At 68.7% G+C, this 25,050-nt stretch carries 28 protein-coding genes; 14 read left to right on the top strand and 14 right to left on the bottom strand.

All coding sequences use genetic code 11. The features are described 5' to 3' along the window. Positions 1-84: 84 nt before the first annotated feature. Both OG205_RS29715 and OG205_RS29710 read left to right on the top strand, forming a co-directional pair. Entirely contained in the window at positions 85-501 is a 417-nt protein-coding gene (locus OG205_RS29715) for a hypothetical protein (protein ID WP_330271298.1), read from the top strand. A 28-nt stretch (positions 502-529) separates the two neighbouring features. Beyond that, positions 530-2,965, top strand: coding sequence for an ATP-binding protein (locus tag OG205_RS29710; RefSeq protein WP_330271297.1), 2,436 nt, complete (start codon positions 530-532; stop codon positions 2,963-2,965). A gap of 25 nt (positions 2,966-2,990) precedes the next feature. On the opposite strand, the gene OG205_RS29705 is transcribed toward OG205_RS29710, so the two are convergent. Further along, positions 2,991-3,239, bottom strand: a complete 249-nt coding sequence (locus tag OG205_RS29705) for a MoaD/ThiS family protein (protein WP_330271296.1) — start codon at positions 3,237-3,239, stop codon at positions 2,991-2,993. 11 nt (positions 3,240-3,250) lie between these two features. Then, complete coding sequence (gene moaA, locus OG205_RS29700) at positions 3,251-4,309, bottom strand: GTP 3',8-cyclase MoaA (RefSeq protein ID WP_330271295.1); 1,059 nt, start codon at positions 4,307-4,309, stop codon at positions 3,251-3,253. 115 nt (positions 4,310-4,424) lie between these two features. Between moaA and OG205_RS29695 the strand changes: the two genes are divergently transcribed. From OG205_RS29695 to OG205_RS29680, 4 genes are read left to right on the top strand one after another with little or no spacing between them, the layout of a single operon-like run. Beyond that, entirely contained in the window at positions 4,425-4,871 is a 447-nt protein-coding gene (locus OG205_RS29695) for a MarR family winged helix-turn-helix transcriptional regulator (protein WP_330271294.1), read from the top strand. Positions 4,872-4,875: 4 nt separating this feature from the next. Continuing rightward, positions 4,876-5,667 carry an HAD-IIA family hydrolase gene (locus OG205_RS29690; protein ID WP_330271293.1) on the top strand — a complete coding sequence of 264 codons (792 nt, stop codon included), beginning with the start codon at positions 4,876-4,878 and terminating at the stop codon, positions 5,665-5,667. Between the two features lie 53 nt (positions 5,668-5,720). Beyond that, the gene (locus OG205_RS29685) at positions 5,721-6,506 is read left to right on the top strand and encodes a metallophosphoesterase family protein (protein WP_330278255.1); all 786 of its coding nucleotides are present in this window, start codon (positions 5,721-5,723) and stop codon (positions 6,504-6,506) included. A 14-nt stretch (positions 6,507-6,520) separates the two neighbouring features. Beyond that, entirely contained in the window at positions 6,521-8,116 is a 1,596-nt protein-coding gene (locus OG205_RS29680; protein ID WP_330271292.1) for an AMP-binding protein, read from the top strand. On the opposite strand, the gene OG205_RS29675 is transcribed toward OG205_RS29680, so the two are convergent. Then, the gene (locus tag OG205_RS29675) at positions 8,113-8,595 is read right to left on the bottom strand and encodes a DUF3558 family protein (protein ID WP_330271291.1); all 483 of its coding nucleotides are present in this window, start codon (positions 8,593-8,595) and stop codon (positions 8,113-8,115) included. The two genes, OG205_RS29680 and OG205_RS29675, sit on opposite strands and share 4 nt — an antisense overlap. A 106-nt stretch (positions 8,596-8,701) precedes the next feature. Between OG205_RS29675 and OG205_RS29670 the strand changes: the two genes are divergently transcribed. After that, the gene (locus OG205_RS29670; RefSeq protein ID WP_319975806.1) at positions 8,702-9,094 is read left to right on the top strand and encodes a VOC family protein; all 393 of its coding nucleotides are present in this window, start codon (positions 8,702-8,704) and stop codon (positions 9,092-9,094) included. A gap of 57 nt (positions 9,095-9,151) precedes the next feature. Here OG205_RS29670 and OG205_RS29665 read toward each other — a convergent pair whose 3' ends face one another. Next, a complete protein-coding gene (locus OG205_RS29665) occupies positions 9,152-9,526 on the bottom strand; it encodes a YccF domain-containing protein (protein ID WP_330271290.1) in 375 nt (124 codons plus the stop codon). A gap of 22 nt (positions 9,527-9,548) precedes the next feature. On the opposite strand from OG205_RS29665, the gene OG205_RS29660 reads away from it, so the two are divergent. Then, on the top strand, positions 9,549-10,499 hold the full coding sequence (locus OG205_RS29660; protein WP_330271289.1) for a Gfo/Idh/MocA family protein: 951 nt from the start codon (positions 9,549-9,551) through the stop codon (positions 10,497-10,499). Here the strand turns inward: OG205_RS29660 and OG205_RS29655 are convergent. Next, the gene (locus OG205_RS29655) at positions 10,481-11,683 is read right to left on the bottom strand and encodes an Nramp family divalent metal transporter (protein ID WP_330271288.1); all 1,203 of its coding nucleotides are present in this window, start codon (positions 11,681-11,683) and stop codon (positions 10,481-10,483) included. The two genes, OG205_RS29660 and OG205_RS29655, sit on opposite strands and share 19 nt — an antisense overlap. A 54-nt stretch (positions 11,684-11,737) precedes the next feature. Then, on the bottom strand, positions 11,738-12,280 hold the full coding sequence (locus OG205_RS29650) for a TetR/AcrR family transcriptional regulator (RefSeq protein ID WP_319975803.1): 543 nt from the start codon (positions 12,278-12,280) through the stop codon (positions 11,738-11,740). Positions 12,281-12,332: 52 nt separating this feature from the next. Here OG205_RS29650 and OG205_RS29645 point away from each other — a divergent pair, with 52 nt between their 5' ends. Then, on the top strand, positions 12,333-12,950 hold the full coding sequence (locus tag OG205_RS29645; protein WP_330271287.1) for an HAD family hydrolase: 618 nt from the start codon (positions 12,333-12,335) through the stop codon (positions 12,948-12,950). Here the strand turns inward: OG205_RS29645 and OG205_RS29640 are convergent. Continuing rightward, complete coding sequence (locus tag OG205_RS29640; protein ID WP_319975801.1) at positions 12,922-13,125, bottom strand: hypothetical protein; 204 nt, start codon at positions 13,123-13,125, stop codon at positions 12,922-12,924. The genes OG205_RS29645 and OG205_RS29640 overlap by 29 nt on opposite strands. A 288-nt stretch (positions 13,126-13,413) precedes the next feature. On the opposite strand from OG205_RS29640, the gene OG205_RS29635 reads away from it, so the two are divergent. Further along, positions 13,414-13,803: a cold-shock protein gene (locus tag OG205_RS29635; protein ID WP_258947641.1), complete on the top strand. Its 390-nt coding sequence runs from the start codon at positions 13,414-13,416 to the stop codon at positions 13,801-13,803. A 13-nt stretch (positions 13,804-13,816) separates the two neighbouring features. Beyond that, positions 13,817-14,401 carry an HD domain-containing protein gene (locus tag OG205_RS29630; protein WP_330271286.1) on the top strand — a complete coding sequence of 195 codons (585 nt, stop codon included), beginning with the start codon at positions 13,817-13,819 and terminating at the stop codon, positions 14,399-14,401. Here OG205_RS29630 and OG205_RS29625 read toward each other — a convergent pair whose 3' ends face one another. The 3 genes from OG205_RS29625 to OG205_RS29615 are packed head-to-tail and all read right to left on the bottom strand — an operon-like array spanning position 14,402 to position 17,127. Further along, on the bottom strand, positions 14,402-14,836 hold the full coding sequence (locus OG205_RS29625; RefSeq protein ID WP_330271285.1) for a DUF2771 family protein: 435 nt from the start codon (positions 14,834-14,836) through the stop codon (positions 14,402-14,404). Between the two features lie 31 nt (positions 14,837-14,867). Beyond that, on the bottom strand, positions 14,868-16,370 hold the full coding sequence (locus tag OG205_RS29620; protein WP_330271284.1) for an MFS transporter: 1,503 nt from the start codon (positions 16,368-16,370) through the stop codon (positions 14,868-14,870). A gap of 4 nt (positions 16,371-16,374) precedes the next feature. Further along, a complete protein-coding gene (locus OG205_RS29615) occupies positions 16,375-17,127 on the bottom strand; it encodes a glutaminyl-peptide cyclotransferase (RefSeq protein WP_330271283.1) in 753 nt (250 codons plus the stop codon). 57 nt (positions 17,128-17,184) lie between these two features. On the opposite strand from OG205_RS29615, the gene OG205_RS29610 reads away from it, so the two are divergent. Further along, positions 17,185-17,922, top strand: a complete 738-nt coding sequence (locus OG205_RS29610; protein ID WP_330271282.1) for a DUF3027 domain-containing protein — start codon at positions 17,185-17,187, stop codon at positions 17,920-17,922. Then, positions 17,919-20,693: a sacsin N-terminal ATP-binding-like domain-containing protein gene (locus tag OG205_RS29605; protein WP_330271281.1), complete on the top strand. Its 2,775-nt coding sequence runs from the start codon at positions 17,919-17,921 to the stop codon at positions 20,691-20,693. Before OG205_RS29610 ends, OG205_RS29605 begins: the two co-directional genes overlap by 4 nt. Positions 20,694-20,702: 9 nt before the next feature. On the opposite strand, the gene OG205_RS29600 is transcribed toward OG205_RS29605, so the two are convergent. Further along, positions 20,703-21,272 (bottom strand): TetR/AcrR family transcriptional regulator, encoded by a 570-nt coding sequence (locus OG205_RS29600; protein ID WP_330271280.1) that lies wholly within the window; start codon positions 21,270-21,272, stop codon positions 20,703-20,705. 85 nt (positions 21,273-21,357) lie between these two features. Here OG205_RS29600 and OG205_RS29595 point away from each other — a divergent pair, with 85 nt between their 5' ends. After that, positions 21,358-21,819, top strand: a complete 462-nt coding sequence (locus OG205_RS29595) for a cupin domain-containing protein (protein ID WP_330271279.1) — start codon at positions 21,358-21,360, stop codon at positions 21,817-21,819. A gap of 3 nt (positions 21,820-21,822) precedes the next feature. On the opposite strand, the gene OG205_RS29590 is transcribed toward OG205_RS29595, so the two are convergent. The 3 genes from OG205_RS29590 to OG205_RS29580 are packed head-to-tail and all read right to left on the bottom strand — an operon-like array spanning position 21,823 to position 25,043. After that, the gene (locus OG205_RS29590; protein WP_330271278.1) at positions 21,823-23,085 is read right to left on the bottom strand and encodes an MFS transporter; all 1,263 of its coding nucleotides are present in this window, start codon (positions 23,083-23,085) and stop codon (positions 21,823-21,825) included. Positions 23,086-23,143: 58 nt separating this feature from the next. Next, on the bottom strand, positions 23,144-23,569 hold the full coding sequence (locus OG205_RS29585) for a MarR family winged helix-turn-helix transcriptional regulator (protein ID WP_442916598.1): 426 nt from the start codon (positions 23,567-23,569) through the stop codon (positions 23,144-23,146). Between the two features lie 40 nt (positions 23,570-23,609). After that, positions 23,610-25,043, bottom strand: a complete 1,434-nt coding sequence (locus OG205_RS29580) for an NCS2 family permease (protein ID WP_330271277.1) — start codon at positions 25,041-25,043, stop codon at positions 23,610-23,612. Positions 25,044-25,050: the final 7 nt, after the last annotated feature.

Below are 25,050 nucleotides of genomic sequence, written 5' to 3'. Positions count from 1 at the left end.
TTACGGAAAGTGAGGCGTGGCTCACGCGCACTGGGCCATCGGAGGCGGGGACCGGTCCCCTGAAAGGGACGCCACGCTGACCTCATGACCGAGCCGCTGCAACGCCCGAAGCGCCCCGCGGTGTTGATCATCGCCCTGGTTCTGCTGCCGCTGGCATCGTTGTTCTTCGCCTTGGTCGAGGCGCGGGTCGCCGCCGTCCAACGGGTGGGCGGCAGCGAGGGCCTGTCCACCCTGATTCTCCTGTTCTCCCTGCTGGCGATCTGGTTCAACTGGTCCCGCGTCACCTCGGTGGTCCTGCTGGCCTTCGAGACCGTCCTGTGGCTGCCCGGCGCTGTCGTGAACATCGCGGACGAGGGCTGGAGCCAGCTCGCGAGCTACGTGGTGATCGGCGCCGTCTTCTTCGTGGCGGGTGCCGTTCTGGTCTTCCGGGCTCCGTCGAACCTGTACTACCGGCGGATCAAGCGCCTGCGGAAGATCCGGAGGCGCACCGCGATCGACTGACGGAGTCCTGCTCGCCAAGATCTGAGGCATGAGGATCGACGCGCTCCGCGAAGCCCTGGCTGCCGCACCAGGTCGGCCCGTGCCGTTCGACGAGCTGATCGACGCCGTCTGGCGTGACCACCGGCCCGCGAACCCCAAGCAGGCTCTGCGCAACCTCGTGCGACGGCTGCGCGCCACCGAGCAGGTGATCACCGAACCCTCCGGCTACCGGCTGGTCGTGCGCAAGCCGGGGCCGCACCAGCTGCCCGCCGACCTGCCGGACTTCGTGGGTCGTGACGAGAAGATCGCCCAGGCACTGGCCGGCACGGCGCCGGTGCTCGCGATCACCGGGCCGCCTGGGGTCGGCAAGACCTCGCTCGCGGTCCACGTCGCGCACCGGATGAGCGAGCGGTTCCCGGACGGTCAGCTGTACGTGAACCTCCGCGCGTTCGCGGAAGGGGCCGCGCTCACCCCGAACCAGGCGCTGCACCGGTTCCTGCGCGCGCTCGGCGCCGAGGACGTTCCCGTCGAGCTCGACGCGCAGTCCGCGCTGTTCCGCAAGATGACGGCGGACCGCGCGGTGCTCGTCGTGATCGACAACGCCACCCGCGAGTTGCTCGGCCCGCTGCTGCCGCACGGCCCGAAGTGCCGGGTGATCGTCACCAGCCGCAACGACCTGTCCGAGCACGCGCAGATCACACTGGCGGTGTTCGCGGAGGACGAGGCCCAGGAACTCCTTGCCAGGATGCGGATCTCCGGCAGTCCGGACGACCGGGCGGAACTGGTCAGGCTCTGCGCGCACCTGCCGCTGGCGTTGCGCATCGCCGCCGCGAACGTGGCGGCGGGCCACCTCTCCGACTACCTGGCCGATCTGCGCGGCGACGACCGGCTCGACGTGCTGGAGATCGAGGGCGACGCGGCCGTCAACGCCACGTTCGACCTCTCCTACAAGGCGCAACCCGTGCTGGCGCAACGGTTGTTCCGGTTGCTGGGGCTCATCCCCGGCCAGGACTTCAGCGTCGAGGCGGCCACCGCGCTGCTCGGCGGGGACGAGCGGGCCGACGAGCCGCTCCGGCAGCTCGTGGACGCGAACCTCGTGCAGCGCAACGACAACAGGTACAGCCTGCACGACCTCCTCCGCATGTACGCGTTGCGCTTCACCGCGGAGCAGGGCGCGCGAACGAGGCTCTTCGACTACTACCTCCTCAACGCCGAGGCGGCGGCCAGGACGACCAACCCCGACTTCGCCCGCATGCCGCTGCCCGAGCTGCCCGACGGCTTGCCGAGGCACGACTTCGGCACCCAGGAGGCCGCGCTCGCGTGGTTCGACGCCGAGCGCGGCAACATCGTCGCCGCCGTGCCGCAGGCGAGTCCCGCACCGGTGGCGTGGCTGCTCGCGGACGCGTTGCGCGCCTACTTCTACTTCCAGTCCTACCGGGTCGACTGGTTCGTGGCCGCCAGGGCGGGTCTCGCGGCCGCGCGGGAGGCGGGCGACGTCCTGGCGCAGGCGGTGATGCACGGCAGCATCGGTCTCGCCCACTTCTCGGTCAGCCGGCTCGCCGACGCGGTCGTGGAGTTCGGCCGGGCGCGCGAGCTGCTGCTGCGGCACCCCGACGACAAGATGCTGGTGTCGTTGCTGATCAACAGCGGCATCGCCTACTCGCAGCTCGGCCGGCTGCGCGACGCCGTCGACGTGCTCACCCAGGCGCGCGAACTCCAGCCGCGCAACCCGGTCGTGCTGTTCAACCTCGGCGGCATCTACCGCGACCTGGGCCCGTTGTCGGCCTCGCTGGCCAACGCCGAGCGCGCGCTCGAACTCGCCGTGGAGCTCGACATCACGCATCTGCGGGTCTACGCGCTGGACGCGATGACCGAGGTCCTCGAGACCATGGGCGAGTTCGACCGCTCCGCGCAGATCGTCGCCGAAGCCACCGCCGTGCGGGCAGGCCTCCCGCCCGCGCTCGCCCACCTCTCGGCCGCGAACACGGCCGGAGCGATGGCCGCGCTCGTGCGCGGCCAGTGGCAGGAGGCGCTCGACGCCTACCTCCGGGCGTTGCGGATCGTGCAGGACGGGAACCAGCAGCGCGAGGAGGCCGACCTCCTCGACAACATCGGTGAGGCGTACCGAGGACTCGGCGACCTCGACCAGGCGTTCGCGTCGCACGGAGAAGGCTTGTCGATCAGCGTCAAGAACGGCTACCTGCGCGGCGAGGTGGACAACCTGGCAGGCCTGGCCGCCGACCACCAGGCGGCAGGGGAACTGAGGGAAGGTCTGAAGCTCGCCCTGCAGGCCAGGGAACGGGCGGAGAGCGGCGAGCTGCGGATACGTCTTGTGCGCGTCCTCGTCGTCACAGCGGCCATCCAGCGCTCACTGGGTGACCACGACGCGGCGGACCGGACCGCGCTGGAGGCTCAGACGCTCGCCGAGGAGACCGACTGCCATCTCTGGGACCGCGAACTGGCCGAGGTGAAAGCTGCCCGATGACGTGCCCGGAGGCGTTCTCGGCTGCTCAGCCGCCCGCGAACGGCGGCAGCACGTCCAGCTGAGACCCCGCCGGCACGCGCACAGACGTGTCGCGGACCGCGACGCCGTCCAGCAGGAAGCTCGACGCGGCGAGGACCTTGCCGAGCTTCGAGCCGTGCCGTTCGCCGATGGTGCTGACCACGAGCGCCACGGTGGGCTCGGAGGCGTCGAGCAGCAGGTCCTCGTCGGAGACCCCGGCGGCGGCGCGGGCGCCCGCGAAATAGCGGATCTTCACGGCCGTCACTGTCATCCTCCGATGGCGCTCATGGGGCGGTCGGGCTGCGAGAAGCCCGCGTCGTTGATGCCGTGACCGGCCGCCTTGGCCCACATCGTGGCACGCCAGGCGTCGGCGATCGCGGTGTCGGGGGAGCCGTCGCGCAGCAGCGCGCGCAGGTCGGTCTCGCTCTGGCTGAACAGGCAGTTGCGGATCTGGCCGTCCGAGGTGAGCCGGGTGCGGTCGCAGGCGGCGCAGAACGGCCTGGTCACCGACGCGATCACGCCGACCACCGCGGGGCCGCCGTCGACCAGCCAGCGTTCGGCGGGAGCACCGCCGCGCGGGGTCTCCTCCGGCGTCAGCGTGTAGGCGGACGAGAGCATCGTGAGGATCTCATCGGCCGTGACCATGTTCGTGCGCGTCCAGCCGTGCTGCGGGTCCAGCGGCATCTGCTCGATGAACCGCAGCTGGTAGCCGTTCTCGACGCAGAACCGCAGCAGCGGGACGGCCTCGTCCTCGTTCATGCCGCGCAGCAGCACGGAGTTGACCTTCACCGGCTCCAGCCCGGCCTCGCGGGCGGCGTCCAGGCCGTCGAGCACGTCGGTGATGCGGTCGCGCCTGGTCAGCGTCGCGAACCGGTCGGGGTCGAGGGTGTCGAGCGAGACGTTGATGCGGTTCAGGCCGGCGTCCTTGAGCGACTGGGCCCTGCGCTTGAGGCCGATGCCGTTCGACGTCATCGACATGCGCGGACGGGGCTCCAGCGCGGCCGTCGCGGCGATGACCTGCTCCAGGCCGCGCCGCAGCAACGGCTCTCCGCCGGTGAACCTGATGTCCGTCACGCCCAGGTCGACGACCGCGATGCGCATGAGCCGGATCAGTTCGTCGTCGGTGAGCAGTTCGTCCTTCTGCAGCCAGTCGAGGCCCTCGGCGGGCATGCAGTAGGTGCAGCGCAGGTTGCACCGGTCGGTCAGCGAGACGCGGAGGTCCTTCGCCACCCGGCCGAACCTGTCGACCAGGAGCGGCGAGTCCGGACGTGCGGACACGTCAGGGGTGCCGCGCACGATGGGTAGTCCCAACTCCACTGCTGTCACCCTATTTAGCTTAATGAACAACCTGCTGTAGGTGACTCCACAAACGAGGTTTCTCACTCTCTGCCCGTTTGGAGCACTCTGACAACCAATTGTCTTAGCGGCTAAGATGTTCAACATGGAACCTGAAGTGCTCGAGAGGTTCACCTGGTACATGCGGGAGCAGAGCGCGCTCACCGTCATGTTCCACACGAAGGTCGCCGCCCGGATGGGCCTGTCCGCGACCGACGAGAAGTGCATCGACCTGGCGATGAGGGCCGAGGGGCCGATCACGGCCGGTCGCCTCGCCGAGCTCTCCGGGCTCTCGACCGGCGCCGTCACGGGCGTGATCGACCGCCTCGAACACGCCGGTTTCGTCCGCCGTGTCCGGGATCCGAACGACCGCCGCAAGGTGCTGGTCGAGGTCACGGTCGGCGACGTGGAGAAGTTCGGGCAGCTGTTCGAGGAGGCCCGGCAGAGCCTCATCGAGGTGCTCGGCCACTTCGGCGACGATGAACTCCAGGTGATCGAACGTTATCTCCAGCTCCAGATCGCGACGTTCCGCGCCCGCGTGATCGATACTTAGACCCATGTGGCACTACTTGATGGACATGGACGGCGTCCTCGTGCACGAGGAGCACCTGATCCCGGGAGCGGACGAGCTGGTCGCGGAGCTTCGCGCCGCCGAGACCCCGTTCCTCGTGCTCACGAACAACTCCATCTACACGCCGCGGGACCTGCGCGCGCGTCTGCTGCGCACCGGCCTGGACATCCCGGAGAAGTCCATCTGGACGTCCGCGCTGGCCACGGCCAGGTTCCTCGACTCGCAGCGCCCGAACGGCTCGGCGTTCGTCATCGGCGAGGCCGGTCTCACCACCGCGCTGCACGAGATCGGCTACGTGCTGACCGACCGCGACCCGGACTACGTGGTGCTCGGCGAGACCCGCACCTACAGCTTCACCGCGATCACCAAGGCCATCCGCCTGGTCGAGGAGGGCGCGAAGTTCATCGCGACCAACCCCGACGCGACCGGCCCGTCGCGCGAGGGCTCGCTGCCCGCGACCGGCGCCGTGGCGGCGTTGATCGAGCGCGCCACCGGCCGTGAGCCTTATTACGTCGGCAAGCCGAACCCGTTGATGATGCGCTCGGCTCTGCGCGCGCTGGGCTCGCACTCCGAGAACGCGCTGATGATCGGCGACCGCATGGACACCGACGTGCGTTCGGGCCTGGAAGCGGGCCTGCAGACCATCCTCGTGCTGTCCGGCGTCTTCTCGGCCGAGAGCGCAGAGATGTATCCGTACCGGCCGACGCGCGTGCTGAAGTCCATCGCGGAGCTCGTCGGTCACTCTCAGGACCCGTTCGGCGACTGGACTGACCACTGACGCGCGAGGGTTCATCACCTATCGTCGCGGAGGTGGACACGGATCGACGCCCTATGTACGTCGTGGGTGACGTGCACGGGCACCTCGCAGAACTGACCAGAGCCCTGCACGTCGCCGAGCTGTGCGACGAGGACGGTCACTGGGCGGGTGGCGAGGCCGAGCTGTGGTTCCTCGGCGACTTCGTGGACCGCGGGCCCGACGGGGTGGGCGTGATCGACCTGGTCATGCGCCTCGGCGAGGAGGCGGCGGAGGCCGGTGGCTCGGTCAGCTCGTTGATCGGCAACCACGAGGTGCTGCTGCTCGGCATGCACCGGTTCGGCGACGACCAGGTGCCCGACAGCATGGGGCCGCGGTCGTTCGCGCGCAGCTGGCTGCTCAACGGCGGCCTGCGCAGCGACCAGGACCGGCTGACCGACGAGCACGTCGAGTGGCTCACCAACCGGCCGGTGCTGAAGCTGCGCGACGACCACCTACTGATGCACTCCGACACGGTGGCCTACCTCGAATGGGGGTCCTCGATCGAAGAGGTCAACGAGGCCGTCCGGCACGTGCTCAAGGGCGACGACCTCGTCGACTGGTGGGAGTGCTGGCGCAAGATGACGACCCGGTACGCGTTCCGGGGGCCGCAGGGGCCGGAAATCGCGGACGAGTTGCTCGCGACGCTGGGCGGCAGCACGATCGTGCACGGCCACAGCGTCATCGCCGACCAGCTCGGGGTCCCGCCGGACCAGATCGACGGGCCTCTCGTCTACGCCGACGACAAGGTGCTGGCGATCGACGCGGGCCTCTACAGCGGCGGTCCGTGCCTGGTCGTGCCCTTGCCATACGCGCAAGCCTGACTACCGTCTGAGGGATGACCTCCAGCTACTCCTCGGGCACGTCCGCCGCCCCGCTGCTGGGCGACACGATCCACGCGAACCTCGCGGCGACCGTCGCGCGCTTCGGCGATCGTGAGGCACTTGTCGACAAAGCAACAGATCGACGGTGGACGTACGCGGAGCTCGCGGAAGAGGTCTCCCGCGCCGCCGCCGGCCTCACGACGCTGGGCGTGCGCAAGGGCGACCGGGTCGGGATCTGGGCGCCGAACTGCGCCGAGTGGGTGTTCGTGCAGTACGCGACGGCCCGGATCGGCGCGATCCTGGTCAACGTCAACCCGGCGTACCGCGTGCACGAGCTGGAGTACGTGCTGAACCAGGCGGGCATCCACACGCTGGTGTCCGCGCGGTCGTTCAAGACGTCCGACTACGCGGCCATGATCGAAGAGGTGCGGCCGCGCTGCACCGAACTGCGCAACGTCGTGTTCGTCGACGATCCACAGTGGACCGGCGACGAGATCCCGGACGTCGAGCTGGACCGAGACGACCCGATCAACATCCAGTACACGTCCGGCACCACGGGCTTCCCCAAGGGCGCGACGCTCTCGCACCACAACATCCTCAACAACGGCTACTTCGTCGGCGAGCTGGTCAACTACACCGAGCACGACCGCATCTGCGTGGTGCCGCCGTTCTACCACTGCTTCGGCATGGTCATGGGCAACCTCGCCGCCACCAGCCACGGCGCGTGCGTCGTGATCCCTGCGCCGGCCTTCGACCCGGCGAAAACCCTTGCGGCCGTTCAGGAAGAGAAGTGCACGTCGCTCTACGGCGTGCCGACGATGTTCATCGCGATGCTGGACCTGATCGACGGCTACGACCTGTCGTCGTTGCGCACCGGCATCATGGCGGGCTCGCCGTGCCCGGTCGAGGTGATGAAGCAGGTCGTCGACCGGATGGGCATGCGCGAGGTCTCGATCTGCTACGGCATGACCGAAACCTCCCCGGTGTCAACGCAAACGCGCGTGTACGACTCCCTCGACCGTCGTGTCGGGACGGTCGGCCGGGCAGGCCCGCACCTCGAGGTCAAGATCGTCGACCCGGACACGGGCCGCACGGTCCCGCGCGGCGAGCCGGGGGAGCTGTGCACGCGCGGCTACTCCGTCATGCTCGGCTACTGGAACGAGCCGGAGAAGACCGCGGAGGCCGTCGACCCGGCAGGCTGGATGCACACCGGCGACCTCGCGGTGATGGATGACGACGACTACGTGAACATCACCGGCCGCATCAAGGACATGGTCATCCGCGGCGGCGAGAACATCTACCCGCGCGAGATCGAGGAGTTCCTCTACACCCACCCGGACGTGCTCGACGCCCAGGTGATCGGCGTGCCCGACGCCCGCTACGGCGAGGAGCTGATGGCCTGGGTGCGCCTGCGCGACGGGGCCTCCGGGCTGACCGCCGAGGCCGTGCGGGAGTTCTGCGCCGGCAAGCTCGCCCACTACAAGATCCCGCGGTACGTGCACGTGGTGGACGAGTTCCCGATGACGGTCACCGGCAAGATCCGCAAGGTGGAGATGCGGGCGAAGTCGGTGGAGCTGCTGAACCTCGACGACGGCGCGAAGCACGCCTAGGACAACTTCGGTTCGATCACCTTCATCACGGCCTGGGCGATCTCGCACGACCTGCCGCCGGCATCGGTGAGGACTTCCGCGGCCGCGACGCCGCCGGGATGCGTCAGCACGACACCGCACGTGCCCGTTCCCCTGCTGTTCTCGGCGAGCAGCCCGGAGTGCCCGCCGATGGTGATCGGGGAGGTCTTCAGGCCTGTCGGCTTCGCGAGGTACTGCTCGGGCGTGGACTTGTCGCGAAGGCTGATCGAGAGCGGGCCGGAGTCGTCCGAGAGCCAGAAGCAGCTCGAAGCGTTCGCGTACCCGTTGTAGAACCGGTGCTCGGTCAGGTCGGCCGGATCGAACAGGCGGCACGCGGGCGTGTCCGCGGGTGTCGTCGACGGTGCCACGAAGGGCTCGACGGTCTTGATCGGAGGTCGGACCATCGCGCATCCGGACAGCCCGAGAGCAACGGCGAGCACGGCGAGGCGCAGAGTGTTCACGGAGCGAAATCGTCTCGTGAATCAACAATCTCTGCAGGTCAAAGTACCTCTTGCGGGAAAGGTGTGACCGGCGCAACATCAGTGGATTCCGCCGAAGGAGGCGCGCATGCTCACCGCTACCAGAACCACGACGATGCTGCCCGTCGAAGACCCCGAGCGCGCCGGCCGCTTCTACGCCGACATGCTCGGCCTCAAGCCCATCACCACGACCGAGGACGGCACGCGGATCTTCGCGCTCGGCCAGGGTGACGCGCTGGGACTGAGGCCTGCCGAGAAGGGCGCGCAGAGCCGGCAGACGGCCATCAGCTTCGAGGTGCCCGATCTGGAGGGCGAGATCGCGGAACTCGAAGGCAAGGGCGTGCGCTTCGAGGACTACGACCTGCCCGACTTCAAGACCACCGGCCACATCGCGGTCATGGGCACCGAACGCGCGGCGTGGTTCACCGACACCGAGGGCAACATCCTGTGCCTGCACGAGCTGTTGGACAGCGAAGCCTGACGGCGCGTGCCACTTGAGGGTCGTCCGCGCCTCGCCCCGACGAGGCGCGGGCGACCCTCACGGAACCTCGATGATCTCCTTGCCCAGCGGCACCAGCGAGACCTTGACGAGCTTGAAGTTCGCGATCCCGAGCGGGATGCCGATGATCGTGACGCAGAGCGCGATGCCGGTGATCACGTGGCCGATCGCGAGCCAGAGGCCGGCCACGATGATCCAGATGACGTTGCCCAGCAGCGATCCGGTGCCGGCACCCGGCTTGTCCACGACCTCGCGGCCGAACGGCCAGAGCGCGTAGTTCGCGATCCGGAACGACGCGATGCCCCACGGGATCGTGATGATCAGGATGCAGCAGATTAGGCCGGCGACCGCGTAGCCGACGGCCATCCAGAAACCGGCGAGCACCAGCCAGATCACGTTCAGGATGAGGCGCATGCCTCCAATCTAAGCTCACCTCATGAAGTGGGGTGTGATCGCTACAGGTGGAATCGCGCATGCCGTGACCGCCGACATGCTCAAGGCGGGTGCCACCGTGCTCGCGGTGTCCTCGCGTGACATCACCAAAGCCCAGAAGTTCGCGGAGAACTTCGGCATCGAGCGCGCGTACGGCGACTACCGCGACCTCCTGAACGACGAGGAGATCGACGTCGTCTACGTCGCCACGCCGCACGGCCAGCACCACGAGGTGACGCTCGCCGCGCTCGACGCGGGCAAGCACGTGCTGTGCGAGAAGGCCTTCGCACTCACGGTCGCGGACGCCGAGGAGATGATCGAACGGGCACGATCGAAGAACCTCTTCCTCATGGAGGCCATGTGGACGCGGTTCAACCCGCTGGTCCGCAAGGTCCAGGAGGCCATCGAGGCCGGTGAGATCGGCGAGGTGCGGATGATCCGCGCCGACTTCGGCTTCCGGCACGCCTTCAGCGACGGCGACCGCCTGTGGGCCAAGGAAGCCGGCGGTGGCGCGACCCTCGACCTCGGTGTCTACCCGGTCGCGCTCACGCACCAATTGCTGGGCGTGCCAACGCACATCCACGCGCACGGCAGCCTCGCACCGACCGAAGTGGACGCTGACGCGGGCATCTTCCTGGCCTACGACAACGGTGCCCACGCGTTGCTCAGCTGCTCGCTCATGGCGAACATCGGTGCTCGCGCGGAGATCGTCGGCACCCAGGGCCGCATCGAGCTCGTCGACCCGATGTTCAACCCGACTGCCGTCGTGATCAACGGCGTCGAGCACGCCATCGAGGACGAGGGCTACCAGCACCAGATCCGCGCGGTCGAGGAGAGCATCGCCGCCGGGCTGACGGAGAACCCGCGGATCACCTGGGCGAACACCCTGGAGGTCATGCGCACACTCGAAGAGGTGTTGCGCCAGATGGGCGTCAGCTACGCGAGCGTCAAGTAGATCAAGGCCACGTTCAGCACGACGACCGCGAAGACGACGACCCCAGCGGCGAACGTGACGGAGCGCCGGTTCGTGAACGAGCCCATCACGGACCGGCGCGAGGTCAGCCATACCAATGGCACGAGCGCGAACGGGATACCGAACGACAGCACGACCTGCGACAGCACCAGGGCGAACGTCGGATCGACGCCGAGCGCCAGGATCGCCAGCGCCGGCACCAGCGTGATCAAACGGCGTGCCAGCAACGGAATCCGCACGCGCAGCAGTCCGTCCATCACCACGGCACCCGCGTAGCACCCGACAGCGGTGGACGCGAAACCCGAAGCCAGCAAACCCAAAGCGAACAGCAGCGCGATCCCGCCACCCAGCGTGGCGCCGACGGCGGCATGGGCGCTTTCCAACGTGTCCACGCCTTCACGGCCCTGCAACGCGGAGGCGGCGAGCAGCAGCATCGCCATGTTGACCGCGCCTGCCAGCACCATCGCGACCACGACGTCGACCTTCGTCGCGCCGAGCACCGACGGGTTCCTGCCGTGCCGGTCGCGGGCCAGTGCGGAGTGCAGATAAACCGCGTGCGGCATCACGGTCGCCCCGAGCATGCCCGCGGCGAGCAACACGCTGTCCGCGCCGTCGAACCGCGGCACCAGCCCGGAAATCGCACCGCCGACGGAAGGCGGCGACACGAACAACCCCGCCATGAACCCGACCGCGATCACGAACAACATGGTCGTGATCACCCGTTCGAACGGCTTCTGCCCGCGCTTGTCCTGCACCAGCAGCAAGACGGTCGACACCACGCCGGTGATCACGCCGCCGAGCAGCAACGGCAGGTCGAACAGCAGGTACAGCGCGATCGCGCCGCCGAGCACCTCGGCCAGGTCGGTCGCCATCGCGACGACCTCGGCCTGGCCCCAGTACGCGAGCCGCACCGGACGCGGCAGGTGGTCCCGCACCGCCTCGGGCAACGACTTCCCGGTGACCAGGCCGAGCTTCGCCGACAGGTACTGCACGAGCCCCGCCATGACGTTCGCGACGACGAGCACCCACACCAGCAGGTACCCGTACCGCGCGCCCGCCGCGGTGTTGGTGGCCACGTTCCCCGGATCGACGTAGGCGATCGCGGCGACGAACGCCGGACCGAGCAACGCCACACCCGCGCGCAGGCGGGTCGAGACAGCGACCACCGGACACCTCCCCTTGTTGCAAGAGTATTGCAACAAGGGGAGGTGTCTACCTGATCATGCGTCCATCGTCACTCTGGCGACCCGGACCACGGCGTCCATCGCGCTGTCCAGGTCCCCGCTCGGCATCAGCAGATGGCTCAGGGCGAGCCGCACGGTCGTCTCCGCCGTGAACCGCACGTGCCGGCCGGGGAAGTGGTTGCTGAGGTGCTGTTCGACGACCTCGGTGGCGTGGAACAGGATCGGATGGCCGCGGATCGTGATGAACGGCAGCAGGTCCTCGGCGTTCTGCCCGGTCAGCACGGCCGAGACCAGGCGGTCCTTCTCGGTCTGCTCGAAGGTGAAGCGGAACGCCGACCGCATCGCCTCCCACGGGTCCGGGTCCTCCTTGAGCCGGGTCGCGATCCCGGTCAGGTACTCCTCCGTCTTGTGCACGGCGACGGCCTGGACGAGCCCTTCCTTGTTGCCGAACTCGTTGTAGACGGTCTGTCTGCTCACTCCGGCGCGACTGGCGACCTCGATCATGCGCAGCCCGTGGAAACCACGGGCCGCCAAGAGGTCGGCGGCCGAGTCCAGCAAGAGCTCGGTGATGTCGCTCACCGCTTCACCTTTACACAGTTACGGTTCTTGTAAAGACGTAGAGTGAGGTTCTGTGTCGTTCACCGTGGGCTTCGACCTGGACATGACCCTCATCGACCCGCGACCGGGCATGGCCGCCGTGCTGAACGAGGTGGGTGCCCGCACCGGGCACGCCCTCGACGGCGAGCACTTCGCGGCGAACCTCGGCCCGCCTCTGGACATGACCTACCGCGACATGGGCGTGCCCGAGGAGGAGATCCCGGACATGGTCTCGCTCTTCCGCGCCCTGTACCCGGAGCTCGTGATCCCCGGCACGGTCGCGCTGCCCGGAGCGGCGGCGGCGTTGCAGTGCGTCCGTGAACTCGGTGGCCAGACCATGGTCGTCACCGGCAAGTACCGCAAGAACGCCGCCCTGCACCTGGAAGCCATGGGCTGGGAGGTCGACCACCTCTACGGCGAGCTGTGGTCGACGGGCAAGGCCGAGTCGCTCAAGCTGCACGGCGCCGCCGTCTACGTCGGTGATCACGTCGGCGACATGAACGGCGCCAGGGCGGCCGGGGCGCTGGGCGTCGGCGTCGTCACGGGGCCGTGCTCGCGTGCGGAACTGACCGAGGCGGGCGCGGCGGTCGTGCTGGAGGACCTGCGGGAGTTCCCGGAGTGGCTCAGGACTTCTTCTGGCGTGATTTCCTGATGACCGCGACGATCCCGAGGCCGAGGCCGATCGCGGGCAGGTAGGTGCCGGCGAAGTTCAGCCACGCGGGCAGGTCGCTGTGGCCCAGGGCGAAGAGCACGAAGACCGCGATGATCGCCAGTACGCCCACGGCGAACAGGCCGATGGCCAGCGGCATCAACTTCGGAACGGTCATGCCGAAGATGCTAGTGCCACGACCGGCAACCTTCACCGCGCCTTCGACGATCAGCAGGGCGCCTCGCGGCACCGGCCCCACGCCCACAGCCATCCAGGATGAGGACGTGGGGCCGGCACCACGATGCACCCGTCTGACCGCCGAAGACGGGGCAAAGGCTGCCGGTCGCGGCACTGGTCGCGCTAACGGAGGTGCCTTCCCCAAGGTCTTCTGGCTACTCTGGTGGGACGCGTCCTGGGTACGCCTGGGGCGCGTTCGTCGTGCAGAAGCAAGGGAATGGTGAGCGCGGTGCCGACCGGCAAGGTCAAGTGGTACGACACGGAGAAGGGCTTCGGATTCGTCACCCAGGACGGTGGCGAGGACGTCTACGTCCGCAAAGCCGCCCTGCCTGCCGGTGTCGAAGGCCTCAAGGCCGGCCAGCGCATCGAGTTCGGCATGGCCGAAGGCCGCCGCGGGCCGCAGGCGCTGTCCGTGCGCCTGGTCGACCCGGCGCCGTCCGTGGTGGAGGCGCGTCGCCGTCCCGCCGAGGAGTTGCACGGGCTGATCGAGGAAGTGATCAGGCTCCTCGAGAACAAGGTCCAGCCTGACCTGCGCCGCGGCCGCTACCCGTCCGACAAGAAGACCATGAAGCTCGTCGCCGAGGCCGTCCGCGTGGTGGCGCGGGACCTCGATCCGTAAAAGGATCAGCGTCATGTCTGACGCTGACAGGATCGTCGAGTTCGTCTACGAGGTCGGCCAGCTCAAACGCCTGCCCAGGGCGGGGTGGCTCTTCGCCGGGGTGCAGAACCCCGAGTCGGTGGCCGCCCACTCGTTCCGGGTGGGCGTTCTGGCGTACGCGATCGCCGTGCAGGAGGGCGCGAACCCTGACAGGGCGGCGACCTTGGGTCTCTTCCACGACGTGCCAGAGGCGCGCATCGGCGACATCCCGTACGTCGGCAAGCTCTACCTCGACGTGAAGATGCCGCCGGAACAGGTCGCGCGGGACCAGGTCCAGCACCTGCCGGCGCCGCTGGCCGCGCACATCGAGGCGCTGGTGACCGAGCACGAGTCCGCCAAGGGCTTCGACCACACGCCGGAGGCGCGCTGCTCGCGTGACGCGGACAAGCTGGAGTTGTTGTTGCAGGCCAGGGAGTACCAGGCCGCGGGCATCACGAAGATGGAGCGCTTCATCCAGACCATGCAGGAGTCGGTGGTCACCGACACCGGCAAGGCCCTGATGGACTCGGCGCTGCGCATCGCTCCCAGCGAGTGGTGGGAGGCGTTCGGCAGGCGGTGATCAGCGGGTGATGTCGACGACCCACGAACCGCGCATGAGCGGCTGGCCGGTCTCCAGCACCGCGCCGGCCGCCTCGTGCACCTCGATGCGCACCAGCTGGTCGGAGTCGTTCGGCACGGCCAGCGTGTACGTGTAGTTCTCGCCCTTGCCCAGCAACGGGGAGGTGCAGCCCTCCTGCACGCGAGCGGCGTTCTCGTACACGCACACGACCTCCCAGAGGCCGTCCGCGAGCCGTCCGTCCACGGAGATCTGCACGACCTTGCCCGCCGGCACCTTCAGCGTGCCGGGCGCGTTCTTCTCGGCGCAGTTGGAGCCCTCGACGTCGCAGTAGATCGTCGGCTCCATGCGGATGGTCTTGCCGTTCGCGTAGAACGTGACCTCGGGGTCGTGCTGCTGGAGCGAACATCCGGACAGCACGAGAACGCTGGCGGCCATTACAGAAGCAAGTCGACGCACGTCAGGCAGCCTACGGGGTCACCGGAGCCGGCCTGCGGACCAGCCTCTGCAACGACGTGCCGTTGCGGTACATCCAGGTCTGCGTGAGGCCCAGCGCGAGCAGCACGGCGAGCACGAGGAAGCCGACCCAGAACGTCGCGGGCAGCAGCACGCCGAGCGCGCCGCCGAAGACCCAGGCGAGCTGCAGGATCGTCTCGGAGCGGCCGAACGCGGACGCGCGCGACTCCTCCGGCAGGTCGTCCTGGATCACCGCGTCGAGGCCGACCTTCGCCAGCGACGACGCCGTGGCGCCCAGCAGCCCGACGATGGCCGCGGTGACCAGGCCCGGCAGCGCGGCGGCGACGATGGTCGCCGCCAGTGCCGTGCCGACGCAGGCGAGGATCACCTCGTCCGGCTTGGAGAAGTGCTGGCGCGCGCCGATCGCGTTGCCCAGGAAGCTGCCGACGCCCGCCGCGCCGGCGATCACGCCGAGCAGGAGCAACTGCTGCATCGCGTCGCCCTCGGTCTGCTCGCGGATCACGAACGCCGCGAACAGCGTCAGGAAGCCGGTCAGGACGCGGATGGAACCGTTGCCCCACAGCGAGACCACGACGTGCCGGGAGACGGGTTGCCTGGCGGCCTTGGGGGTGAGCGTCGCGGGGACCTCGCCCTCGGTCACCTCGACCCACGACGGGATCTTCATGCACAGCCACGCGTTCACCAGGCACAGCACCGCGGTGAACCACAACGCGCCCGGCGAGCCGAACACGTTCGCGAAGCCCGCGGCGAACGCCCCGAACACGCCGCCCGCCGCGAGACCGAAGATCGTCATGCGGGCGTTGGTCTTGGACAGCGTGATCTCCGGCGGCAGCACGCGCGGGGTGATCGCGGACTTGAGCACGGTGAACGACTTGCTCAGCACCATGCTGCCCAGCGCCGCCGGGTACAGCAGCCAGTTGTCGAAGTTCAGCGCCATCACGACCGACAGCACGATCCGCAGCACGCACGACGCCGCCAGCGCGAGCCGCCGGCCGCGCTGGATCTTGTCCAGCAGCGGGCCGATCACCGGCGCGATCAACGCGAACGGCGCGACCGTGATCAGCAGGTAGAGCGCGACCTTGGTCTTGGACTCGGCGCTCGCCGCGCTGAAGAACAGGGTGTTGGCCAAAGCCACGGCCATCGCGGCGTCGGCGGCGTAGTTCATCATCACCGCGTAGGTGACCGACGTCATGCCGGACTTGCCGGCGCCGTCGGCGTGGGCCGCGCGCCGGAACGCCGCGACCGCCTGCTGCGAGATCTGCTTGCCGCGGAACCACGCGACGCGCGTGACCGTGAGCTTGCGCGGCGGTTTGGGCGTCGGCGTCGTCTGCTGGTCCTGGTTGGGCAGCGGACGGGTGTTCTGGGGACGGCGGGGCGGGGCCTGGAAACCGTGCTCGGACGCGGGCCCGCGACGCTCCCGGGGCCGGTACTCGTCATCCTGCCACGGGTAGCGCTTCGGAGCCGGTCCGTCACTCCGCCCGCGGTCGTCCGTCACACCCTCAATCCTGCCCCATCCCGTTGAACCTCACTCGGAAGATGGTCGGCCAGTTCTTGCCTGTGACCAGGAACTCGTCGGTTCCGGGGATGTGCGCGATGCCGTTGAGGACGTCCACATCGCCCTGCGGCTTGAGCGAGGACAGGTCGTAGGTGCCGATCACCTGTCCGTTGGCCGGATCGATGCGCACGATCTCGTCGGTCTTCCACACGTTCGACCAGACCTTGCCGGCGACGCACTCCAGTTCGTTGAGCTGGGCGAGGGGCTGGCCTGCCCGCGTGACCTGCACGCTTCCGGTCTCCTTGAACGACTTGGGGTCGCGGAAGGTCAGCTTCGCGGTGCCGTCGCTCATGATCAGCTGCTTGCCGTCGTCGCAGATGCCCCAGCCCTCGCCCTCGTAGCTCACCCGGCGGAGCTCGTTCAGCGTCTTGCGGTCGCGTTCGATCGCGACGCCGTTCTGCCAGGTGATCTGCCAGATGGTGTCGCCGACGACGGTGATGCCCTCGCCGAAGTACTCCGGCGGCAGATCGACCTTCTTCTGGACGTCGCCGGTCGACGGATCGAGCGCGCGCATCGTCGACTCGCCCTCCAGCCCGGTGCCCTCGTAGAGGACGCCGTCGACCAGTTCCAACCCCTGGGTGAACGCCGACGTGTCGTGCGGAATCTTCTGCAGGACTTCTACCTGCGGTTTCGTTTCCTGCGGAGTCGAGCAGGCGGCCAGCACCGCGACGAGGACCAGCCAGATGGGTGAGCGCACCCAACGGAGGGTGGCACGAGTTTTCGTCCCGGCGAAGACCTGCGGCACAATTCACCTGTGACCGCGACTGAGATGCTCCTCGACGCCGTTGATCTCGCCCGCGCAGCTGCGCAGGAAGAGGCCGGGGTGGAACGCGTCGGCGCTCACGTCGGGGTGCAGGACGAGGACGAGTACTCCGTCACCCACCTGTTCGAGGCCGACCACGCGGGCTACCGCGGCTGGAGCTGGGCGGTGACCGTCGCCCACGCCGGCGAGGGCACGCCCGTCTCGGTCAGCGAGGTCGTGCTGCTGCCCGGCCAGGACGCCCTGGTAGCCCCGGAATGGGTGCCGTGGAGCGAACGGGTCCGTGCCGGTGACCTGGGCGTGGGCGACCTGATGCCGCCCCGCGAGGACGACCCGCGCCTGATCGAGGCGTACGTGCACTCCGACGACCCGGCCATCGAGGAGGTGGCGCTGGAGATCGGCTTCGGCCGCACTCGCGTCCTCTCGCGTGAAGGCCGCATCGACGCTGCCGACCGCTGGGCGGCCTCGGACTTCGGCCCGCGCTCCGACATGGCCCGCAGCGCCCCCGCACACTGCGGGACCTGCGGCTTCTACACCCGCGTGGCCGGCGCGTTCGGTGCCGCGTTCGGCGTCTGCGCCAACGAGATCGCTCCGGCGGACGGCCACGTCGTGCACGTCGACTACGGCTGCGGCGCCCACTCGCAGGTCGAGGTCGACATCAGCCCGATGGTGCCGGTCGCCGACCTGGTCTACGACGACGCGCAGCTGGACGTTCTGGACGTCTCGGAGTGACCGACCCGTTCGGCACCGAGGTCCTGCGCACCTCGGTCCTCGCCGCATGGCGTGGTTCGCCCACCCGCTTCCGTGAAGACGCGAACGCCGAAGAAGACCTCCGCATCGGTGGTTATCGGGACCGTTTGCTCGTCGAACTCGCCCAGAACGCCTCCGATGCGGCCGGTTCCGAGCCAGGTGTGTTGCGGATCACTCTGGTCGATGGCGAGCTTCGCGCGGCCAACACCGGTGCGCCTCTGACGGAGGCCGGTGTCGCCGCTCTGGCCTCACTGCGGGCGTCCTCCAAGGAGTCCGGCGTCGGCCAGTTCGGCGTCGGCTTCGCGGCCGTGCTGGCCGTGTCGGACGCACCGCGCGTGGTGTCCACGACGGGTGGCGTCGAGTTCTCCCTGGCGAGGACCCGTGCCGAGGTGCCGGACCTGGCGTCCGAACGCGGCGGCGACGTGCCGGTGCTGCGCCTGGTGTGGCCCGTCGTGGAGGACGTGCCGGACGGGTTCGCGACCGAGGTCCGCCTGCCGCTGAAGGTCGACCTGTCGCTGGACGACCTGGCCGAGGAGGTGCCGGACCTGCTCCTGGCGCTGCCGGGCCTGCGTCGCGTCGAGGTCGGTTCCCAGTCGTGGGAACGCTTCGTCACCGACGACGGCGTGGTCACCGTCGGCAAGTCGCGCTGGCTGGTGGAGCGCACCGTCGGCGAACTGCCCGCGGAACTCGTCCAGGGTGTCGAGCACCGTCCTCAGTGGACCGTGTCGTGGGCGTACCCGCTTGACGCGGAACTGGGCGAGGACGTGCTGCACGCGCCGACCCCGACCGACGAGCGCCTGTCGCTGCCCGCCCGTCTGATCGCGACCGTGCCGGTCGAGCCCTCGCGCCGCCGGATCCTGCCGGGCCCGGCCGCGTGGTCGGTGCTGGACGCCGCCGCCGCTGCCTACCCGGCCCTGGTGGCGCGGGTGCCCGCCATCGAGCGGACCGCGCTCGTGCCGTTGCCGGGCTTCCCCTTGTCCGAAGTGGACGATCGGCTGCGGACGGCCGTGGTGCGCTCGTTGCGTGCTTCCGCCTGGCTGCCTTTGGCTTCCGGTGAGTGGATCGAGCCTTCGCGCGCCCGTGTTCTGGACGTCGGCTCCGAGGAGCTCGTCGACCTGGTCGAGGACGCCCTCCCTGGGCTGCTGGACGCTGAACTTTCCGCTCCGGTGCACGCCAAAGCCCTGGCGGCACTGGAAGTCCCGCGCGTCACCACCGCCGAGGTGGTCGCGGCGCTGGCGGGCGTCTCCGGTGATCCCGGCTGGTGGCGTGACGTCTACGCGGCCTTCGCACCTCTCGCCGAGGTGGATCCGGACGTGCGCGAGGCGTTGGCCTCGCTGCCCGTGCCGCTGGCCGACGGCCGCGTGGTGACGGGTCCGCGGACCACCTTGATCGCCGACGAGCCGTTGCCCGGTCTGCGGGTCGTGCACCCGGACGCCGTGCACCCGTTGCTGGTTCGGCTGGGCGCGGTCGAGGCCGGCGCCGCCGAACTGCTCGCGGATCCTTCACTGCGTGAGAACGTGGCTCGGTCGCTGGAAGACGCCGAAGCCGGGCTCGACGGGCTGGACCTGGTCGAGACCGTGCTGCGCCTCGTGGACCGCGCCGGTCTGCGAGCGGGCGAGGAGCCCTGGCTGGGATCGCTGGCCCTGCCGGACGGCACCGGTGAATGGCATCGCGCGGACGAGCTGCTGCTGCCCGACTCGCCGTTGGTCGGCGTGGTCGAGGCCGACGCCTTTCCGTTGCTGTCCAAGGAGATCGCGGACTCCTACCCGCGTTCCGCGCTGGTCGCCGTCGGTGTGGTGGACGGGTTCTCGGTGGTCGTCGACGACGAGCCTTCCGGGCCGGATCACGACCTCGCCGACGAGTCCGCCTGGTGGGCGTCCGTGCCGGACGAGCCTCGCCGTGTGGTGGCCGTCCGCGATCTGGATCTCGTCGCCGACTGGCCGGCGGCGTTGCGACTGCTGGCTTCCGACCCGGTGACCTGGCGTGCCGTGACCGAGCCGGACGGGTACACGGGCTGGTGGATCGCCCGGCACGCGCTGCTGGCAGGCAGGTCGCCGCGGTCGTTCCGGTTGCCGGACGCCGCGTCGCTGGACGGACTCTTCGACGCCGTGCCGGATCTTGAGCTGCCCGAGCACGTGCTGCGTGCCGCCGGGGTCCGGTCGTCGCTGGAGATCTGGGACGACGACGATGCCGAGTTCGTGCTGGAACGGCTAGGGGACGCGGACCGTGCGATCGCGGATGCCGTGGTGCTGCGCGCTTACGCGGCTCTGCCCGAGGGGGACTTCGCTCCGCCCGAGCGGCTGCGGGTGCTCTCCGGAGCGGTCACCGCCGCCGAGGACGTCGTGGTGCTGGACCACCCGTGGCTGCTGGGGGTTGCCCCGGCTTCCCGAGTGCTGCTGGCCGACGGGTCCGAGGAACTGGCCGACCTGCTGGATCTGGCGTTGGCGTCCGAGGAGTTCGACGGCTCTCCCGACCACGTCGGCGAGGTCGTCCAGTGGCACGACCTCGGCGCGGTTCGGATGGCGTGCGAACTGCTGGAGGTCGCGCTGCCCGACGGAGTCGTTGTCCTGCACGACGAACTGCACGTCGAGGGGCAGCGGGTCGAGTGGTGGATGGTGGACGGCGTTCCCCATGCCGCTGACTCGCCTGAAGGCCTGGGACGGGCGTTGGCCTGGGTTTCCGAGCGTTGGGCGGACCGGCACACGTTCGTCGCCCTGATCAGTGATCCGAGCGCCGCCACGTTGCTGGGCTGAGGCGCGGCGTCAAGCCGGTTCGACAGTCGTGCGCAGGGAGCGCAACGCGTCCTGCAGCAGCTCGTGCAAGGTCCGGGTCTCGCCCGGTCGCGTCCAGTTCCGGAACGCCATCTGCTGCGCGAGCATGGCGGCGCCAGCGGTGAGGAACGCGGTCTCAGGGTCACCGCAACGTGCGTGCAGCACGGCCGCGATGGCCTCGGTGAGCGCGGCGTTCTTGCCGAGTTCGCGCTCCTGCAACTCCGGGTTGGCGGCGATAACGGCGTAACGACGTGCCATCAGGACACGGCGGTTCTCGAACATCTTGTCGGCAACGACTTCCATCGCGCGCACAACGGCGTCGAGTGGCGGCAGGGCGTCGTCGCCGGCCTCGATCTCGCGGACGATCTCCCGCTGAAGCTCTGAGCTCAGCCCGAACAGCACCTCGCGCTTGTCGGCGAAGTGGTTGAAGAACGTGCGCTGGGTGAGCTCCGCCCGCTGGACGATCTCGGCGACCGTCGTGCGCTCGAACCCCTGTGCGTCGAAGAGCTCCAACGCGGCGGTCCGCAGGCGCTCGGGTGCGTCCGGTTTCCATCGCGGCATGCGCCGAAGCCTAGCGACTGCACAATGTGCAGTCACTGGTGCTACGGTGATTGCACAAGATGCAATCACATCAGGAGGCTTCCTCATGACCGAGGTGTCGATCGTCAGGCCCGGCGAGGGCGAACTCATCGCCAGCGGTCCGTCGCAGATCCGGATCCTCGAAGACGGCAGCAACACCAGTCGCCGCCTGGGAATCGGTGAGGTCGTCATTCCCCCGCACACGCCCGGCCCGCCGCAGCACCGGCACGCGCAGCACGACGAAGGCTTCTACGTGCTCTCGGGCACCGTGCGGTTCACCATCGGACTGGACGACCACGAGGTCGGCGCCGGCACGTGGGTCACCGTCCCACCGGGCGCGCCGCACACGTTCGCCAACCCTGGAGATGACCCGGCGGTCATGCTGACCACCTTCACGCCGGACCTGTACGTGCAGTACTTCCGCGACCTCAAGGCCATGATCGAGTCGGGGCAGCCCATGACGCGCGAGACCATGGTGCCGATCTGGAAGAACTACGCCACCGAACCGTCCACCGAGTTCGCGCCGTAGCGCCTAGCTAGCCACCTCTGCGGGCTCCGGCAGCGCCTCCGCCGGGGCCTGCCGGCGTCGTCGCAGCCTGGGCTTCCCGATGTCCCCGCGCTTCACCAGGACGATCCACGCGGTGATCGTCACCAGCATCGACACGGCGCCGCCGATGATGATCGGCGCCCGGCCGTTGATCTCGCCGAGCCAGCCCATCAGCGGACCGCCGACGGGGTTTCCGCCGAGGAAGACCAGCATGTAGATGCCCATCACGCGGCCGCGCATCTCGGGTTCCACGGCCAGTTGGATGGTGGCGTTGGCGGTCGTGTTGAAGGTCATCATCGCGACGCCCACCGGGATCATCATCAGTCCGGTGAGCAGCATCGTCGGCATCATGCCGGAGACGATCTCCAGCAGTCCGAAGATCACTCCGGAGCCGATGAACACGGTCAGCTTCGGCGTTTTTCGCTTGGCCGCCAGCGTCGCGCCCGCGAGGGTGCCGACGGCGATCAACGTCGACAGGAGCCCGTAGGCGTCGGCGTCGCCGCCGAAGACGTTGCGGGCCATGATCGCGAGTGTCATGTAGAAGTTCATGCCGAACGTGGCGATGAAGAACACGAGCACCATGACCGTCAGCAGATCCGGGCGGCTTCTGACGTAGCGCAGGCCGGAGAGGAGCTGGCCCTTCTCGCGTGGCAGCGGTTCGGCGCGCAGCAGTTGGGACGTGCGCATCAGCCAGATGCCGCCGACCACGCCCACGAAGCTGATGGCGTTGGCGAGGAAGACCCAGCCGGTGCCGATCGCCACGATCGTCACGCCCGCGATGGCCGGGCCGATGATGCGGGCCAGGTTGAACATCATCGAGTTGATCGCGACGGCGTTGGTCAGCTGGTCGCGGCCGACCATCTCGACCACGAACGACTGGCGCACCGGGGTTTCCACCGCGGAGAAGGCGCCGAGCAGCAGACAGAGCAGATAGACGTGCCAGAGCTCGACGACGCCGGTGACGTCGAGGATGCCCAGCGCCAGGGCGCAGACGCCCAGCGCGGACTCGAGCCACAGCAGGAGTTTGCGCTTGTCCATGCGGTCGGCGAGGACGCCGCCCCACATGGACAGCAGCAGGACCGGGAGGAACTGGAGCGAGGCGGCGAAGCCGAGGGCGATGGGGGAGCCGTTCGAGAGCTCCAGGACCAGCCAGTCCTGGGCGACCCGCTGCATCCAGACGCCGACCAGCGAGATGATCTGACCGGAGGCGTAGAGGCGATAGTTGTATATGCCTAAGGATCCGAACATTCCGGTACGACGAGGTGGCGAACTGTCTGCTCCACCACCCGCGTAACCCGACACGTTCTTACTGACCCGCCATCCTGTCGATGATTTCGGCGGCCCGTGTCAGCAGTTCCCGTTCCTCGGGGTCCAGCTCGGCCAGCCTCTTGTCCAGCCACGCCTCGCGGGCCGTGATCTCGTCTTCCAGGTACGACAAGCCTTCGCCCGTGAGCTCGACGATGGCTTGACGGCCGTCGGTGGGGTGCGGGCTGCGCGTCGCGAACCCGAACTCCTCCAGGGCGGCGATCACGCGCGTCATCGACGGCGGCTGCACGCCTTCCTTGGCCGCGAGCTCGCCCGGGGTCAGCGGGCCGCACTTGTGCAGTGTGGACAACGCTGACACCTGGGTGAGCGACACCGCCGAATTGGTGCGCTGCGCCCGCAAGCGGCGGTTGAGACGAACGACGGCAAGCCTCAGCCTGCTCGCCAGTCCGTGCTGATCGATCGCCACGTAGTTAGCATACCTCACGAAATAGTTTCCTGCCGAAAGGTCAACTCAGCAGGGCCTGGATCGGTCCCAACGAGAAGTAGACGACGAAAGCGGCCGCCACGATCCACATCAGCGGGTGAATGTTCCTCGCCTTGCCGGTGAGAGCCTTGAGGAGCACGTAGCTGACGAAGCCCGCGCCGATGCCGTTCGCGATCGAGTAGGTGAACGGCATGACGACGATCGTGAGGAACGCGGGCAGCGCGATGGTGAAGTCGCTGAAGTCGATCTCGCGGACCTGCATCATCATCAACGCGCCGACGATCACCAGCGCGGGCGCGGCCGCCTCGATCGGCACGACCTCGTAGAGCGGCGTGAAGAACATCGCGAGCAGGAACAACACACCGGTCACGACGTTCGCGAGACCCGTCCGCGCGCCCTCCGCGATGCCGGAAGCCGACTCGATGTAGACGGTGTTCGACGAGCTGGAGGCGGCGCCACCGGCCACGGCACCCAGGCCGTCGACGAACAGGGCCTTGCTGACGTTGGGCAGCTGGCCGTCCTCCTTGATCAGGTCGGCCTCCTTGCCCAGGCCGGTCATCGTGCCGACGGTGTCGAAGAAGTCGGTCAGCACCAGCGTGAAGACGATCAGCGCGGCGGCCAGCGCCGGAATCCGCGTCCACGCGCCGAACGACACCTCGCCGAGCAGGGAGAGATCGGGGATTCCGAAGACCTGGTCGGGCAGCGCGGGGTAGCCGAGGTTCCAGCCCTTGGCGTTGACGCCCGCGGACGGCCCGGCCTTGACGATCGCCTCGAGGACGATCGCGAAGATCGCGGTCGCGACGATGCCGATGAGGATCGCGCCCTTGACCCTGCGCGCGAACAGCACGCCCGTGAGCACGAGCCCGACCACGAACACCAGCGTCGGCCAGCTCGCGATCGACCCGTTGATGCCGAGCCCGACCGGCACGGTGGTGTTGGCCGCGTCCGGCAGCCGGCGCACGAAGCCCGCGTCCACGAGCCCGATGAAACAGATGAACAGACCGATGCCGACCGCGATCGCGGCCTTGAGCTCGTTCGGCACGGCGTTGAACACCGCCGTCCGCACACCCGTGACGACGAGCAGCAGCACCACCAGGCCGTTGACCAGGATGAGCCCCATCGCCTCGGGCCACGTGACCTTGGCGGCCACGCTCACCGCCACGAACGAGTTGATGCCCAGCCCCGTGGCCAGCGCGAACGGGTAGTTCGCGATCAGTCCGAAGAGGATGGTCATCACGCCGGCGACCAGCGCCGTCACCGCCGCGACCTGCCCGACCGGCAGGATGTTGCCGAGCACGTCGGGATGCGAACCGGGCCCGGTCGGCGCGAAGCTGCCGATGATCAGCGGGTTCAGCACGACGATGTAGGCCATCGTGAAGAAGGTCACGACACCGCCGCGCAGTTCACGCGCCACGGTCGACCCGCGCTCGGAAATCTTGAAGAACCCGTCCAGCATCTGCTCT

This window comes from Lentzea sp. NBC_00516 (genome assembly GCF_036346835.1).
Taxonomy (GTDB): domain Bacteria; phylum Actinomycetota; class Actinomycetes; order Mycobacteriales; family Pseudonocardiaceae; genus Lentzea; species Lentzea sokolovensis.
The sequence above is the reverse complement of the archived record's forward strand: the minus strand, read 5'-3'. Positions and strand labels throughout refer to the sequence as shown.

Excerpts from the sequence above, each read along its gene's own strand:
- OG205_RS29715 (WP_330271298.1), top strand. The coding sequence starts at position 85 with ATGACCGAGCCGCTGCAACGCCCGAAGCGCCCCGCGGTGTTGATCATC.
- OG205_RS29710 (WP_330271297.1), top strand. The coding sequence starts at position 530 with ATGAGGATCGACGCGCTCCGCGAAGCCCTGGCTGCCGCACCAGGTCGG.
- OG205_RS29695 (WP_330271294.1), top strand. The coding sequence starts at position 4,425 with ATGGAACCTGAAGTGCTCGAGAGGTTCACCTGGTACATGCGGGAGCAG.
- OG205_RS29690 (WP_330271293.1), top strand. The coding sequence starts at position 4,876 with ATGTGGCACTACTTGATGGACATGGACGGCGTCCTCGTGCACGAGGAG.
- OG205_RS29685 (WP_330278255.1), top strand. The coding sequence starts at position 5,721 with ATGTACGTCGTGGGTGACGTGCACGGGCACCTCGCAGAACTGACCAGA.
- OG205_RS29680 (WP_330271292.1), top strand. The coding sequence starts at position 6,521 with ATGACCTCCAGCTACTCCTCGGGCACGTCCGCCGCCCCGCTGCTGGGC.
- OG205_RS29670 (WP_319975806.1), top strand. The coding sequence starts at position 8,702 with ATGCTCACCGCTACCAGAACCACGACGATGCTGCCCGTCGAAGACCCC.
- OG205_RS29665 (WP_330271290.1), bottom strand. The coding sequence starts at position 9,526 with ATGCGCCTCATCCTGAACGTGATCTGGCTGGTGCTCGCCGGTTTCTGG.
- OG205_RS29660 (WP_330271289.1), top strand. The coding sequence starts at position 9,549 with ATGAAGTGGGGTGTGATCGCTACAGGTGGAATCGCGCATGCCGTGACC.
- OG205_RS29640 (WP_319975801.1), bottom strand. The coding sequence starts at position 13,125 with ATGACCGTTCCGAAGTTGATGCCGCTGGCCATCGGCCTGTTCGCCGTG.
- OG205_RS29630 (WP_330271286.1), top strand. The coding sequence starts at position 13,817 with ATGTCTGACGCTGACAGGATCGTCGAGTTCGTCTACGAGGTCGGCCAG.
- OG205_RS29625 (WP_330271285.1), bottom strand. The coding sequence starts at position 14,836 with ATGGCCGCCAGCGTTCTCGTGCTGTCCGGATGTTCGCTCCAGCAGCAC.
- OG205_RS29600 (WP_330271280.1), bottom strand. The coding sequence starts at position 21,272 with ATGCCGCGATGGAAACCGGACGCACCCGAGCGCCTGCGGACCGCCGCG.
- OG205_RS29595 (WP_330271279.1), top strand. The coding sequence starts at position 21,358 with ATGACCGAGGTGTCGATCGTCAGGCCCGGCGAGGGCGAACTCATCGCC.
- OG205_RS29590 (WP_330271278.1), bottom strand. The coding sequence starts at position 23,085 with ATGTTCGGATCCTTAGGCATATACAACTATCGCCTCTACGCCTCCGGT.
- OG205_RS29580 (WP_330271277.1), bottom strand. The coding sequence starts at position 25,043 with ATGCTGGACGGGTTCTTCAAGATTTCCGAGCGCGGGTCGACCGTGGCG.